The sequence below is a fragment of the Microbulbifer regidiadema (SeqCode) genome (genome assembly GCF_052466995.1).
The window spans coordinates 570,697-584,924 of record NZ_CP174297.1 but is presented as its reverse complement, the minus strand read 5'-3'; the positions used below and the strand labels follow the sequence as shown (position 1 = coordinate 584,924).

The 14,228-nt window shown below is 46.8% G+C and carries 13 protein-coding genes; 3 read left to right on the top strand and 10 right to left on the bottom strand.

The window, feature by feature from the left end:
* Positions 1-88: 88 nt before the first annotated feature.
* From ACJJIK_RS02505 to ACJJIK_RS02495, 3 genes are read right to left on the bottom strand one after another with little or no spacing between them, the layout of a single operon-like run.
* Entirely contained in the window at positions 89-541 is a 453-nt protein-coding gene (locus ACJJIK_RS02505) for a hypothetical protein (RefSeq protein ID WP_444931330.1), read from the bottom strand.
* Positions 528-1,202 (bottom strand): response regulator, encoded by a 675-nt coding sequence (locus tag ACJJIK_RS02500; protein ID WP_444944101.1) that lies wholly within the window; start codon positions 1,200-1,202, stop codon positions 528-530. Before ACJJIK_RS02500 ends, ACJJIK_RS02505 begins: the two co-directional genes overlap by 14 nt.
* Positions 1,202-2,473 carry a sensor histidine kinase gene (locus tag ACJJIK_RS02495; protein ID WP_444944100.1) on the bottom strand — a complete coding sequence of 424 codons (1,272 nt, stop codon included), beginning with the start codon at positions 2,471-2,473 and terminating at the stop codon, positions 1,202-1,204. The genes ACJJIK_RS02500 and ACJJIK_RS02495 overlap by 1 nt, the downstream gene beginning before the upstream one ends.
* 189 nt (positions 2,474-2,662) lie before the next feature.
* On the opposite strand from ACJJIK_RS02495, the gene ACJJIK_RS02490 reads away from it, so the two are divergent.
* Entirely contained in the window at positions 2,663-3,490 is an 828-nt protein-coding gene (locus tag ACJJIK_RS02490; protein ID WP_444944099.1) for a DUF2306 domain-containing protein, read from the top strand.
* A 72-nt stretch (positions 3,491-3,562) separates the two neighbouring features.
* Here the strand turns inward: ACJJIK_RS02490 and ACJJIK_RS02485 are convergent, their stop codons facing one another.
* From ACJJIK_RS02485 to ACJJIK_RS02470, 4 genes are all read right to left on the bottom strand, one after another.
* Positions 3,563-4,441, bottom strand: a complete 879-nt coding sequence (locus ACJJIK_RS02485; RefSeq protein WP_444944098.1) for a DMT family transporter — start codon at positions 4,439-4,441, stop codon at positions 3,563-3,565.
* A gap of 318 nt (positions 4,442-4,759) precedes the next feature.
* Entirely contained in the window at positions 4,760-5,305 is a 546-nt protein-coding gene (locus ACJJIK_RS02480) for a PIN domain-containing protein (protein WP_444944097.1), read from the bottom strand.
* Between the two features lie 135 nt (positions 5,306-5,440).
* On the bottom strand, positions 5,441-6,130 hold the full coding sequence (locus tag ACJJIK_RS02475; protein WP_444944096.1) for a type VI secretion IcmF C-terminal domain-containing protein: 690 nt from the start codon (positions 6,128-6,130) through the stop codon (positions 5,441-5,443).
* A 988-nt stretch (positions 6,131-7,118) separates the two neighbouring features.
* A complete protein-coding gene (locus tag ACJJIK_RS02470) occupies positions 7,119-7,436 on the bottom strand; it encodes a hypothetical protein (RefSeq protein WP_444931337.1) in 318 nt (105 codons plus the stop codon).
* 1,720 nt (positions 7,437-9,156) lie between these two features.
* On the opposite strand from ACJJIK_RS02470, the gene ACJJIK_RS02465 reads away from it, so the two are divergent.
* The gene (locus ACJJIK_RS02465; protein WP_444931338.1) at positions 9,157-9,963 is read left to right on the top strand and encodes a hypothetical protein; all 807 of its coding nucleotides are present in this window, start codon (positions 9,157-9,159) and stop codon (positions 9,961-9,963) included.
* 18 nt (positions 9,964-9,981) lie between these two features.
* A complete protein-coding gene (locus ACJJIK_RS02460) occupies positions 9,982-10,878 on the top strand; it encodes a fatty acid desaturase family protein (protein WP_444944095.1) in 897 nt (298 codons plus the stop codon).
* A 273-nt stretch (positions 10,879-11,151) separates the two neighbouring features.
* Here the strand turns inward: ACJJIK_RS02460 and ACJJIK_RS02455 are convergent, their stop codons facing one another.
* The 3 genes from ACJJIK_RS02455 to ACJJIK_RS02445 all read right to left on the bottom strand — a co-directional run bounded on the left by ACJJIK_RS02455 (position 11,152) and on the right by ACJJIK_RS02445 (position 13,945).
* Complete coding sequence (locus tag ACJJIK_RS02455; RefSeq protein WP_444931340.1) at positions 11,152-11,763, bottom strand: aspartate/glutamate racemase family protein; 612 nt, start codon at positions 11,761-11,763, stop codon at positions 11,152-11,154.
* Positions 11,764-11,891: 128 nt separating this feature from the next.
* On the bottom strand, positions 11,892-13,058 hold the full coding sequence (locus ACJJIK_RS02450; RefSeq protein WP_444931341.1) for an acyltransferase family protein: 1,167 nt from the start codon (positions 13,056-13,058) through the stop codon (positions 11,892-11,894).
* Between the two features lie 95 nt (positions 13,059-13,153).
* The gene (locus ACJJIK_RS02445) at positions 13,154-13,945 is read right to left on the bottom strand and encodes a hypothetical protein (RefSeq protein WP_444944094.1); all 792 of its coding nucleotides are present in this window, start codon (positions 13,943-13,945) and stop codon (positions 13,154-13,156) included.
* Positions 13,946-14,228: the final 283 nt, after the last annotated feature.

The window sequence follows — 14,228 nt, the reverse complement described above, 5'->3', positions numbered from 1 at the left end:
GCTTGAGTATCTTCAGGAAGAAATCATGTTGAGCGCAAAGAAACCGATGGAAGCCGTAAAAATAGCTTCTCCCAAAAGAGCGCACGTATTACTGCCTACCCCGCTCAACCGGCACTTCTACAACCGCAGGCCAGACCAGTCCGGTCCTTATTCCTGCGAGCAGTATTACAAAAGACATCTCCAATGCGAGAAAAACGCCGATAGGGTGATTGGGAACGCCGCGTATCATCAGATAGAGCAAGTAGCTCATCACGAGCAAATTACCCGCGAGCGCAACGTTGAGTGCGTAGCCACGTTCTTGCCAGAGCGGTTTGCAGAGCAAGAGGTTAAGCACTACTGTGCCGGCGAGCATTACGCCGGGCAACATCAACAGCAGGCGACGGGATAAACCCATTTCGCCGCTAGTTACCACTGGCCAGATGGCAAAAAAGTGACCCTGGGCTCCGAGGGTAAAGAACAGGCCCAGAATAACTGCGCCAAAGGCGGCGAGTCGATACAGTGCATTGCGCTGGAAATCGCCCCTCGATCTAGAAGCCAACATCGCACTCCCCTACGGTGGCTAGGCCACATTCGTAAGCGAACACCACTGCCTGTGCACGGTCGCGCAGCCCCAGTTTGGAGAGCAAACTGGAAACGTGGGTTTTTACCGTGGCGGGGCCAATAAATAGAGCCTCGGCAATCTCGGCATTACTCTTGCCAGCGGCAATGGCCCCCAGTACTTCGCGCTCCCGGGTAGTCAGGCGTTCCAGCCGTTCCGCCAGGTTGCGCCCAGTTCCCATCTTCTGTGCAAACTGGCTGATCAGGCGTTGAGTGATGCCCGGTGCAAGCATGGCGCCGCCCTCAGCTACGGTGCGCACCGCCTGTACCAGCGCCTCGGGGAGAATATCCTTGAGCACAAAACCACTGGCCCCCGCCCGCAGCGCGCGAAACACGTATTCATCGGGATCGAATGTGGTCAGAATAATAACGCGGCAAGTTGCATCACCAGCTTCCAGGATACGCGCCGTGGCTTCCAGCCCGTCCATCTCCGGCATACGAATATCCATCAAGATGATATCCGGCTGATGTGCTTTTGCGGCTTCAATTGCCTCGATGCCGGTAGCGGCTTCGGCGACCACCTCAATATCGGGCTCGTTATCCAGGATCAGGGCAAAACCGCGCCGCACCAAAGCCTGGTCATCCACCACCATCACTCGCAACATTATGTTTTCCCCATTCCTGTGGGCAATTGTGCATGCACCTCAAAAGCACCGCCATCGACCGCGCCGGCATAAAGATGCCCCCCGAGCAATTCCGCGCGCTCGCGCATACCAGCGATGCCATGCCCACCACTGGATTGCTCGTCAATAGCTGATACCACCATGGGCCGCTCGCCGATGGTGTTTCCGTCATCGCGCACCCGAATGCTGAGAATGCCATGGCCTACGCACAGGCCCACTTGTACCCGCGCTGCGGCACCGACATGCTTAATGACGTTAGTGAGGGATTCCTGAACGATGCGATAGGCGGCGAGCGCAACACTGGCCGGCAGTCCATCCAGCGCGCCGTGGGTTTCGTAGTCGACCTCACTTAATACCTGCCGGACCTTTTCGATCAGAGCTGGCAGGTCATTGAGATCCGGCTGCGGGGTGAGTCCGGTGTCGTCACTGGTCGGACGCAGTACGCCGAGCAAATGACGCATTTCTGTCATGGCTTGGCGGCCAGCCGCTTCCACAGAAGCCATGGCCTCACTGGCGGCTTGCGGGTTATTGCGGCTGATAGCCCTGGCGGCACCGGCCTGCACGGTCATAAGGCTCACCTGGTGCGCCACCACATCATGCATCTCGCGGGCGATTCTAGTGCGCTCGGCCGCTACTGCGCGCTCGGATTCGGCATTGCGTTCGCGCTCCAAATATTCGGCCCTCTCTTCCAACAAGCGCAGATATTCACCGCGAAAACGCAGCCGGCGGCCGATATACCACAGCGCCCATACCAGCATCACCGCTATTGTGCCGGCAGCGGTTGGCTGAACCGGAATCCCCTGGTCAAACCCCACAAAAACCAGCGTTGCGATAACCCCGATAAAGCTGGCCCGAGTATTGGCCTCGTAGCGGCCAAGGCTATATAGCGAAACCGCCATGGCCACGATGCCATCCGCCGGTAAACCCAGCTCCAGCAATATTGTTGCGCCGAGAATAACGCCCTGTACCTGCCAGGGGTGTGTGCGGCGCCACAACAGTACGAAACAGCCGACGAATGCGAGCTGAAAAGCCATCACATCCCACAGGCTCTGCATGGCCAGCACTTCGCGCGCGCCGCCATGCGACCACATCAGCAGCGTCAGCAAGAACATAAGCAGGACGATGAGCAGGTCAGTCAGGTGGGGCCAACGCTCGAACGGTCCACGGAATGGCTGCCACACCGGAAGCTTAGGTAACCCCAGGCTGGCGTTAGGCGGGTTCGATGCAGGCGTATTTAGGGACGATGATTTCATTGGCGCATGCTAAACCAGGCGCACTTAGCTGTCATGAGACTTTCGAGGGAGACGGAAGCGAGGGCATCTCCACCTTTTGGGGGAGGTCAGATTCCCGCCTGTGGCCGATGTGCGCATGCATGAAAAAACCGAACATGCTCGGCAAGCACATTCAGCCCGAACACGCACTATTGTCACCTGGAGAAACCCATGAACAACGCTGTACTCAGCCAAACTCTGCTGCGGCCATTAAACACCCGGCGGGCCGTTAGCCTATCAGTAAAAATCTGGTTCTACATCGCGGCCATCGGCCATGCAATTTTCCTTGCCTATATTCTGGCCGTATTCTACCCACCCATCGCCGAGTCCGGCCTGTATGGTTTGAAGGAGCTGCACCTACCGACGGGCTTCCGCGAGGGCGATACACTGGGCAACCTGGCTTCGGTGAGCCATGTGCTATTGGCCGTGATTGTGATTGGCGGCGGGCCCCTGCAACTGATCCCCTCGGTGCGGCGGTATGCCCCCAGCTTCCATCGCTGGCTGGGGCGCAGCTATCTGCTCGCGGCCGTTATCACAAGTGTTGCTGGGATGTACATGACCTGGACGCGGCACACCTTTGGTAATCTGGTATCGCAAATCAGCATCACCATGGACGGTATACTGATTCTGGGGTTTGCCTTTCTGGTAGTGCAGACCGCGATGGCTCGGCGCATTGCTGAGCACCGCCGCTGGGCTTTGCGTCTTTTTATGGCTGCCAGTGCAGTGTGGTTTTTTCGTGTAGCCTTGATGGGCTGGGCAATGCTCACCGGCGGCTGGGGAATCGACTGGAAATCCTTTAGCGGGCCTTTCCTGTATGCGCTGGGCTTCGGCCAATACCTGCTCCCACTGGCCATGCTGGAATGGTATTTTCACTGTCAAAAGCGTAAAACCACACAGGGTACCCAGATTGCTTTTATCAGTGTGCTGGCACCGCTGACCGTATTTATGGGCATTGGTATTTTTGCCGCTACGATGGGATTGTGGTTACCTCGGATCTGAGGCTACAGCCTGGACGGGTGCTGGATTTCCTTCGACTCCTGGGATGCGCGAAGTTATTCAGGGGGCCTTTGATTATTCGAGCTCTTTCGCCCGCAACCAGGCCAGCCCGAGCCCAGCGGCAACTGTAATTCCCATGCCAATCACTCCATGAATGCCAAATTCAGTGCCGAATATAAATCGATCGGCTAACACACCGACGAGGATCGCACTGTAAAAGAGCGCGCCTACGAGGTAAGCGGGGGCGATACGGTTAGCAATTGTGTAAGCAAGATTCTGCGGAACGAACAGCAGCGCGGGAATCGCCAGAATCCATAGTGACGACGCCTCCAGCTTCACACCCTCCCAGGACACAATAGACAGGCTAAAGACCAGCATCCCAACAGCAAAATAGAACATGATGCGCTCAGGCGGCTCGGTCCGGCCTGCGACACCGGTTGTGATACTACCTGCGGCACGCGCTACTCCCGCCAGCAACGCAAGAAGTGAGTAAGGGCTGAACATACCCTGGGCACTGTGCTGGAGTAAAATAAGGCATACACCAAGAAACGCCACCACCGCCAGAAAGATAGTTGCAGTACTAACCCGGTGGCCGAGAAATACCTTGGCCATCAACATAGCGAAGAATGGATTCGTACTTTCCAGTACCAATGCATCCGCAATTGGTATTCCTTTTAGCGCCCAGTAGAAGGCCGAAAAATAGATAAAACCTGATATTGAGCGAAGGATAAGGATTTGTGGATTCACCGGCTTTATACCCGCCAACCCTTGTCGTATCAGGAGAAGCACCCCCGACAATGGAGCAAGTAGTACGACCTGTGCAGCTAACAACAGAAAGGGGCTGAGGCCTGCGCCAGCACCCAGCTTACCGGCAATGCCGACACACCCCATCAACACTCCGCCGACGAGAGCCAGGCCAACACCCAGGGAGTGATTTTGATAAGTAGAGGGCAAGGTGTCACTACCTTCAACAAATAGAGGGCAAGCCTGCCTGAGACGCAATAATCAGGCCCTCATTCACGCTTCGGGCGGATCATTGTAAAACAGGGCTCTTATAACATTAGCCCCCGATTGATCTATTTCCCATCAGGCTTGCCAAAGCTATTATGGCGGCAGTTCCTTGCCAACTGGCGCTAGTTTCTTAGCCCCATAATTTACATATAAGATACAGCGTGTCGATTCCAGCAAGGTGAGCGATCAACTATCCCCTTAGTGAAGAATGGTAGCCAATACAGAGCCAGCTAAATATAGGCTGCCACATACAATCCCTTGTTAACACTGATACTCCACAGACTCCCCATTGAGGATCAATTTTCTCTCTTGAACCAATTTATTTACTTGGCCTTGAACAGCTACCTCATTGCCCTGCAATTTCAAATGCGCTGCAATATGATTTTTTAATGAAGTAACTGTTTTTGGTCTCTTCTCCTTGGGTGACTTCATAAGTGAAGTTAACAATTTTTGAATGGGCTCTTCAGCTACTACACTTTTAACCTGCGTACAAGTTCTGCCATTTGCCTTCAGATGTGAAATCAATGGTGCAAATCCATTGTCATTCGTAATAACTTCAAAAATAACCTTTTTTCCTGCTTCACGATCAAACTTACCGAGGTAGTAAGCCAGATGAAAATCAAGATTATTTGACTGGGTAGCTTTGATTTGAATTACAACAAGATCAATGGGGCTATCATACTTTGAAGCACCAAAATCTAACCTCGGCTGCTTCGCACCGAGAAACACAATAGTTTTCTCATATTTGGATAGATCTATTTTCTCCATGCCGCCAATATTTTCATAGTCGACAAATGCCCATTTCATTACGGAGTTCCTCCTGCGTTAACACTGACAGCAATCCTTGAGAATTAACACACAAAAGTATAAAACGCCAAAACCACCAATCAAATAGAAGGCTCAAATAAAGCACTGGGAACCAACACCCGCCTCAGATAAAACTCACAGAGAAATTTCTGCAAGTTCTTCAGGGCAAGAAAAACTCTGACGCACCTCCCCCCAAGCCGATAGCCCCGCTATCTCATAGGTAAGAATACTATTTTGATCCAGCTTAAAGTTAGCCTGCTGTAGATTTTGTTTGATAGACACAACTTCTAGTTGATCATAAAAACGGGATATAGACCAGTCACCGGGAAAGGTTCTGGTACGCACCACCCCATCCAGAGTTTGGCTAGTCAGACTTAAAGGTTCACTCACATTTGGCCACTGATAAGTAAATTTAAATCTCGGGCCAATAATATCAGGACCTATACGCTCCCCAAAACTCAGGTGCGCATATTGATAATTTGATGGTCCTGACAGTAACCTAATATCTATGATTAATGATCCCTGGGGAAAACTTTCGGAAAACAGTAGCCTGCGAATCTCTTGCACAGTTTCTAAATGCTGCTCCTTTTTCCCTGAGATCTGCGCCTGCCCCTCCTGCCATTGATCCATCTGCCCGCCGTGAGAAAAATAGCCTCTAAAAGTTTTCAAGCTAACTTCTTCTTGGCTATCAATGTTGACCGGGTAACGAGCGGCAATGGTTTGGCAGACTTGCAGCAAGGTTGTATTTTCCTCACTGGTGAGTATTGGATTTCGATAGGTGAAAGCGCACAACAATAGTGCGCTGATGATTATAAGTTGTTGCATCGGTTATTATAATACCCAGTTTAAAGGCAAGTGTATGGTATACACAACACCGAGATCACCATGTATTGTAAATACGTCATTTTACTATGGTAGTCAACCACTGTAGACCACCGGTATAGCTGTAGTAACTAGTGATATAACTGTGATCCCCTAGCTTTAGTGAAACAAGGTTCCTCTCGCACCCCATGATTCGTAGGCCATCGTAAGCGCCCTTTAGCCAAAATTGTACCAGAGATAACGCCAGCAATAACTTGATAGGCTTGCGTACAGAGAGGTCAATAACTACTACAAGGTGCACCCATAAGGCCCCAGATATACTTAACCTCAGCGGTCCACGCCTTATGGGGTTCATTTTAGATCCGACATGTCAATCTGTGGCTGCTTGGCTTTCCGCTATTAGTTGTTCAGCAGCCTACTCCACTGAAATCGATAGCCATCCCCAGCTTGAGTATTCACCTCAAACAAACAGGTTGATCCTAAAGTACCAAACTGGTGAAAATACCGGCATCCTTTTAAGGAATTTCAAAGAAAAAAGTCTTGTTATTTGTATACAGGCTCTACAAACTGCTATTAAGTTTAATGAATTTTTAAGTCAGTCCGAGACCACTGAAAATGATAACTACGAAGAGAGCTCGTACATGTATGAGCTAGAGCCATACCGACAGGAAGAAGCAGCAGGGAGTATAACGATTCCTTTATCCCCCTGTTAAAACCACCATTTGATGAATTGAAAACAAACAAAAATTGCACCAACAAAGAGATCTAAACCCGAACTAAAAGAGAATAAAGCTGGTCCATAGCGGCTGTTAAGAGCAAATGCTTCAAGGATAACACGACCTGATAGTGAAGGATTCTACCCGAGCCTCTATCTGGTAGTACCATTTATACTGAACCAGGATTCTTGTTTTTTGGGTAAATACAAAGTTTATAGGTGCGGAAAGATTATTAGCCGCAGCACAGCTGCGGCCCTACCTATGCTTGTTAAGCTTTAGCTGTAATCTGGCCCCCAATCTCTGTCGACAAACCAATTCGCTGTCCAAGTGACAAATTCATTAGGATTAAATGCTTCATCCAAAAACTCCATATCCTTCACCTGGCCAGGCAACAGTGAAAGAACGTGATTCTCCTTATCACTTTCATAATCCCATAGATGGTACCTTTCATCTTTATTGTGTGCTGATCGGCTTGGTCCGTAATCCATCGGTGCACAGAGCCGAACCAAATTCTTGCCATCTTCTTTAGAGTAGAAAGTTAGGCGTACCTTAGTCATATTTCGGATTGCAGATTTAAATTGTTCTTTGTACATCAAGCCACCTCCCCAGGCCCATTGATTTAAACCACAAAGCTCACCAAGCGTTAAAATTCTTGTTTCTCAGATAAATTTACTAATCTATTGTGGCTAACAGAAGAATTTTCAAGGCTTGAGGGAAATAATTTAATCGCTAATTAAAAATCGGAATATATAGAGCACCCGCCTCTTAGAGTAATAAAGCTTGTCAAGCTCACCGGTAAAAATAAGCATATTGTTACCTGCGTCCCAAGTCAGTTGAAAACCTGTAAGCGGAACAGGTGTATCAGTCAGAACCTGGGAGCAAGAGCCAAGCACAAACAGACGCCCCTTCCTTGCTCACCGCTAAGAGAACTACACGGTATAAGAAGTGACTGACAAGAGGGGGGGGTAAATTGTCAAGAGATAAGGCTCATTTTGAGCCTTATCTCTTGCTGGATATACCTCACCAGTAATACTCATGAGGTCTATTATTTCCTAATGGAAAAACTAAATTTTCAGGGTCTTCACCCCTAAATATAGACTTGCATAACTGCTTACTCAATCGCCTCCGGGGTTTAGTCATATAGAGCTGAACCCACCACCTTGGAGTATGGTTAAAGCAACATGTAGAATAAGGTCCTGTATACTTGCGCCGAATCCGACCATTTAGATCGCGATCTTTCCATTTGTTTTTCACGGACATCATTTAATCCTCTAGCTGTAAATAGCTAGAAGATGTCTTTGCTGTAATAGCCCTCTAAGTTGCTAGTCATCCTATTTCCTGCTGTTTTTAATCCGATTGTCTGAAAAATCAAATTCTGGCTTAGCAAAATGCCAGCTTTTAATTTTAGCCCTACTCCTTTCACCCTCTGATACCGTGAGGTGTATACCCCCAACTAGTTCGGACATAGCCCTGTGCACTCATCAATGCGAAAGTGTAAACCGCCAAGGCTAACAACTAAAGAGGCAGATGAAAAAAACATCAGAAATTCAGGCAACCGAACCAATATCAATCAACCGATTGCCCCCTCAAATGTTCACAATCTAGCCTCCTAAAATCCCACCCTGACACCAAGATATCTTCACTCACAGCTTAAATATCAGTGATAACGAACTTATTAACTTAAACAACAAAACCAGAAGTTGAGACGATCGTCCCGGCCTCATGTTAAATATGAGTAGCAGCCAAGCAGAAATAGACCCCCATACCCACAACCTCTTTACCCCCCATTGTCAAGAGAGCTGTTCAGATAAAAGGTGAAGATAAGGTGCGCAAAGAACAGGATCTCGACGAAAGATAGCCCTCTTGGTCTCTCTATTTTGATTCCAGCTTTGTAAGCAAGGGCCTCGTTTCCAGGATACCGCTAGAGACCAAACGCCAACAAAAATAAACATTTTCATCGAGAAATGCTGAAGTGGCGAAAACAAAAAATTGGGACAAACACTGCACTTACAATACCGAAAGAAAAAAGTTGCGAGCTAAATGTTGCCATCTGCGCCACCCGCCTCGCACAAGCAAGCCATTCACTTATAAAAATAACAGCTAGCCCCCACTTATTACAAACCCATCGGTTGCGTTAAAAACCCCTCCCCAGCAATAACGAACAATTGAAATTGAAACTCAGAGCAACAATAAGCGCCATTTTTTCTATTTTGTCGCCCTCCTCCTCCTTAAAGCTTACAGAATGTTGCACACTGTGTTTAATTCTGTAATATCCAAAAAAATACAGCTCAGGGCGTTGTCACAACATTCATCATGTATCAATTTACCTATGAACCCACACCCAAAAATGTCCTCCTGGATCTAATGGGCGTCAATCAACAGCACGAGCTTTCAACCAGCCAACTCAGCTTTATATCTGATGCGTTCGATATTTCCATGAATAATCTACGGGTAACCTTAAACAGATTGACCGGCACTGATTTAGTCACCCATGATGGCAGAGGCGTATATCGATTAACTGAGAAGGCTTTAACAAAGCGTGCCTTTATTAATCGCTGGCAAAAAGATACTTTTCATTATGATAATTGGAACCATAGCTGGCTCGCCTGCCATCTCCCAAGAGGAACAGCTCGCGCCAGCCGCAAAAGATCATTAATAGCACTTGAGTGGCATGGTTTTGCCGCTGGCCTGGACAATCTATGGGTACGGCCTAATAACTTACGACTCAACTATACAGAAATAACCGCAACCTTAATAAATCTTGGACTTGAAGACGGTGCCCACTGCTTTATATTACAGGAAGCGCCAGACTCTCTCGCCAGCCAGTGGACCCATCAGTTATGGGATGTTGATCGACTCGACAGAGAATATGATGCTCTTATAGAGTCACTTGAAGACAGTCTAAAAAATCTAGCGTCGAAGCCGATCAATGTAACACTATCTGAAACCTGTCGCTTAGGGGGTGAAGCTATTCACCGCTTAGCCGTTGACCCACTACTACCAAAAGTAATTAGACCACAAAAAAAATATCAGCAACTAAAAAATATCCTACATGAATACGATCGGACCGGACGCAATATCTGGTTAGACCAATTAAAAAGGTTAGGCGTTAACGAATAATTAAACAAGGTGACCCCAATGGACATCCCCATTAGCAAAGAAGAACTCAAGCCATTCCTACAGCGTAGTGATGCCAAAGCCTGGTGGATAGTGGTCAGCGCCTGGCTTGGCATAGCAGGTATTTTTATTGGAGCAGCATTGCTACCACACTGGTCAACTTATCTTGCCGCAGTATTTTTACTGGCGGGTCGCCAGCAGGCCTTGGCGGCAATCATGCATGAAACCGGGCATAAAACACTCTTTAAAACCCGATCCTACAATAAGTTTGTATGCAAGTGGCTATCTTCACCTTTTCTGCTAATGGATGGTGAAACCTATATTAAGTGCCATTTAAAACATCATCGAAAGGCGGGGACAGATCAAGATCCAGACCTAAAAAACTATAAAGATTATCCTGTAACCAAGAAAAGTTTAATCAGAAAATTTGCTAGGGATTTCTTGGGGATTACAGGCTTGAAAGCAAACTTATACCTGCTTTTAAGCGGTCGGGACTTATTAAGCCGAGAGCAAAGAGTTAACAATCAGTTAGCTCGAGGAGTGTTTGTCAACTTTATTATGTTTGCCGTATTGTGGATCTCAGGCTTCCCACACTTATATGCTTTATGGGTAGCGGCTTACCTCACTGTATATATGGCTATTATACGGATGCGTCAAATCGCAGAACATGCTGGGGTCAAGGACCTCTACGATCTGGCGCCCAAATATAATACTCGCTCACTCCCAAGAGGCATACTAGGCTTACTGTTTGTCAGCCCCACCGATGGCCTAAGCTACCACTGTGAACACCATGCTTTTATGGCGGTTCCCACCTATAACTTAAGGGCATTACATCAATTACTGAAGTCTCGTGGCTACTATGATGATATCGAGTCAACCAATAGCTACTTAGGTGTTTTGAAACAGGCACTAAGATAACCGGCAGCTACTATTAACTTACTAGCGGCGGTGCCTTCTGAGATAGAAAATAGATTCAGGGCAGACCGTGAAACATTCTGCCCTTTTAGCTTGAGCAATATTCTTCACATAAAGCTCTATTCTTAAATATTACAGCCGCCAAAAAAATTCCTGCAAATTAATCAGGGACCAAGAACACCCCCTGCAATATCTCTGCGGGGTTTTTAGGGTGTTCCCCCACCCTACACACCACAAAATCACTCAGAGGCGCCTGGCACAGCGCCCACCCTCACTCTATTGGCAAACTACATGCTCTGTCGCCTTCCGAATCGCCGCCGCTGCCAGCAAATAATTAGAATTCAGGGTAGGCAGAGGTAAATTTAGATCGCTAATAATTAGTGGTATTTCAGTACAACCAAGTATTACAGCATCGCAACCGCTATCTTTTAAATTATTAATTACCCCCTGAAAGTAAGCGGCTGATTCTGACATTAAAACACCACAAATCAATTCCCGCATGATTATACGGCTCATTTCACTTGTCTCTTTCTCTGTCGGGCGCCTCCAGCCAAGACCCAAGCTTTCTATTTTCCTTTGATAAACTTCACTTTCTACCAGCCATTTAGCACCTAAAATCCCAAGCTTCTGAAAACCTCTAGATTTTGCCCTTTCTACTACAACCTCAACTATATGCAGCGAAGGTAATGGCGATTGTTCATCAATATACTCAAATGCTTGGTGGATAGTATTATCTGGGCAGATTAGGAAATCAGCGCCCTGCGCCTTAAGCTTATGCGCAGAAGAAAGCATTAACTCAGCAACCCCAGCCAAGTCATTGGAATCTAGACGATTTACATAGCTTGCCAGAGAGTGGGTATGCATGGAAATTTCTGGGTGCGAATGCACCCCTAAAACTTTAGCACTTTCACTGCATATTGTTTTATAACAAAGAGCAGCCCCCTAAGCAGAACAACCAACTATACCTATATGCATGGGTGAAACATTCATTTCGCGACGTCCTTTGCTCACAGAGTTCACCTTACATTCACGACCGAACCCCTACCAGAGATATCATTTTGGCTTAACTGATTGTAAGCGGTCGGCTTTGATTTTAAACCAAACAAATAACGAAAAATCCCTATAGGCCTTACAACCCAAAAACACAGCAAGCTACATACAATGAATGAGCACAGCAACAAGCTTATTGACTTTATTGCAATACCTGCGTTCCACTGCACGATATAAAAGGCCAACGCCACAATAACGGTTTGATGTACTATATAGAACGGATAAATTAATTCATTAGCAGTATGGAGCCATCTGGGCGTTTGCTTACAAAACGCACTTGCGTACCCCACCAACGCCAACAATCCAGACCAAGAAACGAGTGTACAAACCAGCCACCAGAGTTGCCAACGCACCTCTAGTGCCACGTACTCACTAATATCAGGCTTGAAATAGTAAGCATAAAACAGTATAGAACTAAAAATGAACCACTTTAAATTTACCAAACGATTGCTGGTTACAGACCTCCATATCTTGGGACTACGAATGAAACACATACCAACAAAAAAGAACAGAAAGAAAAACAATGAAACTGATAAGTTATCAATACCCTTGTCCTGGGAAGGCATTAGAAGCTTGAGACCACACCTCAACAACAAAAAAATGATTACAATTGAAAACAGCCCATGCTTAAAGGATACCAAGCGTTCCATCTTATGGATAAGAATAGCCCCCAGCCTACTATCAAACCCCAATCTGACTGGAATAGCCAACAACATAAACACAAGAAGAAATTCAATAAACCAAAGGTGATTCGTCTCAAATGATAGAAACAGATGTTGATAAGCGTCAAATATGCTCGTGTAACTATTTATTTCCTCAAAATAGTTTTGTGGTGGCACTATGAGCATGGTGGCAAAAACCAAGGGAACAAAAAGCCGATGAAATTTACCAACCAAAAACTCTCTGGCATTAACTTTTCTTAATAAAAGTAGACTTCCTGCTCCAGCAATAAAAAAGAGAGTTTGCAACCTCAACTGCTCAAAGTATACCATTACATCATCGAGCAACTTACTTGACTCTCCATTCATTACGTGCCATCCATCACCATTGAATGGCATAAATACATGATGCAAAAATACAGCCAGAATCAAAAAGACCCTTAACCAGTCTAATTCAGAATACCTTTGTGCCACCATGCCCCTCCAACCTTCCATTAGCTTATAGTGAGTTATAATATTCGTAGAAAATCCAGGACAATATGTAGAAAACCTCTACTTTAGCAACCTCTTTAGCACGGAGCCAAATTTCCCGCTTGGCCAATTGCCGTAAGGCAAGCATTGAGCACTTCTGTTGTTACCCTCGCCCTATTGAAAACAATATCGCACAGGATAGCAAAGACCAGCCCCCAATAGCCCACATAGGCAAAGCCAGTATAGTCGGAGTAAATAATCGTATAGAACCAATTTTGTTCAAAGAGATAAAAGTATGAGCAAACCGCTGTTGACGCCAACATTAACCCACCGGGTAAGAATAGCTGCTTGACCGCTCTCGGCTGCATAAATGAGGCGATCAGCAAGAAAATAAAAACAGCTGCATTTACCCCCAAGAAAATACGCACATCCAAAGTTAGTTTATGGATAATTTCCATATATTTAACATGGCTAAACTCAACAAGTTTACTCTTAGCCGCTTCGAGGGAGGCAAGCTTTGCCTCCATAGATACTCTGATTGACTGCTGCCACTTTTTTCGGCACTCACAGTCTAGATTTTGAAGTTTTGCAATTTGTTCGGCCAAAATAGCTGGCGCATCGGCTTTGAGTTGCTGCTTTACCTTTTCAAGGTTCTTCTCAGTTTTAGCGTGGAGTTCTCGCGCTTTAGCGCCAAGTAGCACTTCTAGCTTTGTTGGCTCTGGGAGCTGTACGGCATCAATCTGCATATTTGCCTCAGACTGAAGCTTCCATTCAATAAATGACTTACCCGACTTCTCGATCACATGGGGATCAGCGAATGTAAGAAGGAATAGAGGGGCAAATAAAATCACGCCTAGAACTCCAAAAGTCCTGAGAAACACCCTTTCCACTTGGTACTCCAATGCTATTTGATGGCTATTTTAGGCTCTATTGAAATAGAACCTATTCATATTAGCGTAGCGTACAGCACAAACTGTTCAGCTCCAAACTAACCAGCAAGAGGTAGATCTCTCAGTGCTTCCTGATGAAAAATTTTCACTGCTTTACAGCCATAACAATGGGAAGCCTAAATAAGCGGATCACTGATACCCTAAAACACTAATAACACCTCAGGAGCCTGAGTGTAATCTGGCGGGATCAGGTCAGCAGAACAGAAACCTCTGAATTATTTGT

Bases quoted from the DNA above. Each gene is read 5' to 3' on its own strand.
- ACJJIK_RS02505 (WP_444931330.1), bottom strand. From the start codon at position 541: ATGTTGGCTTCTAGATCGAGGGGCGATTTCCAGCGCAATGCACTGTAT.
- ACJJIK_RS02500 (WP_444944101.1), bottom strand. From the start codon at position 1,202: ATGTTGCGAGTGATGGTGGTGGATGACCAGGCTTTGGTGCGGCGCGGT.
- ACJJIK_RS02495 (WP_444944100.1), bottom strand. From the start codon at position 2,473: ATGAAATCATCGTCCCTAAATACGCCTGCATCGAACCCGCCTAACGCC.
- ACJJIK_RS02490 (WP_444944099.1), top strand. From the start codon at position 2,663: ATGAACAACGCTGTACTCAGCCAAACTCTGCTGCGGCCATTAAACACC.
- ACJJIK_RS02480 (WP_444944097.1), bottom strand. From the start codon at position 5,305: ATGAAATGGGCATTTGTCGACTATGAAAATATTGGCGGCATGGAGAAA.
- ACJJIK_RS02475 (WP_444944096.1), bottom strand. From the start codon at position 6,130: ATGCAACAACTTATAATCATCAGCGCACTATTGTTGTGCGCTTTCACC.
- ACJJIK_RS02470 (WP_444931337.1), bottom strand. From the start codon at position 7,436: ATGTACAAAGAACAATTTAAATCTGCAATCCGAAATATGACTAAGGTA.
- ACJJIK_RS02465 (WP_444931338.1), top strand. From the start codon at position 9,157: ATGTATCAATTTACCTATGAACCCACACCCAAAAATGTCCTCCTGGAT.
- ACJJIK_RS02460 (WP_444944095.1), top strand. From the start codon at position 9,982: ATGGACATCCCCATTAGCAAAGAAGAACTCAAGCCATTCCTACAGCGT.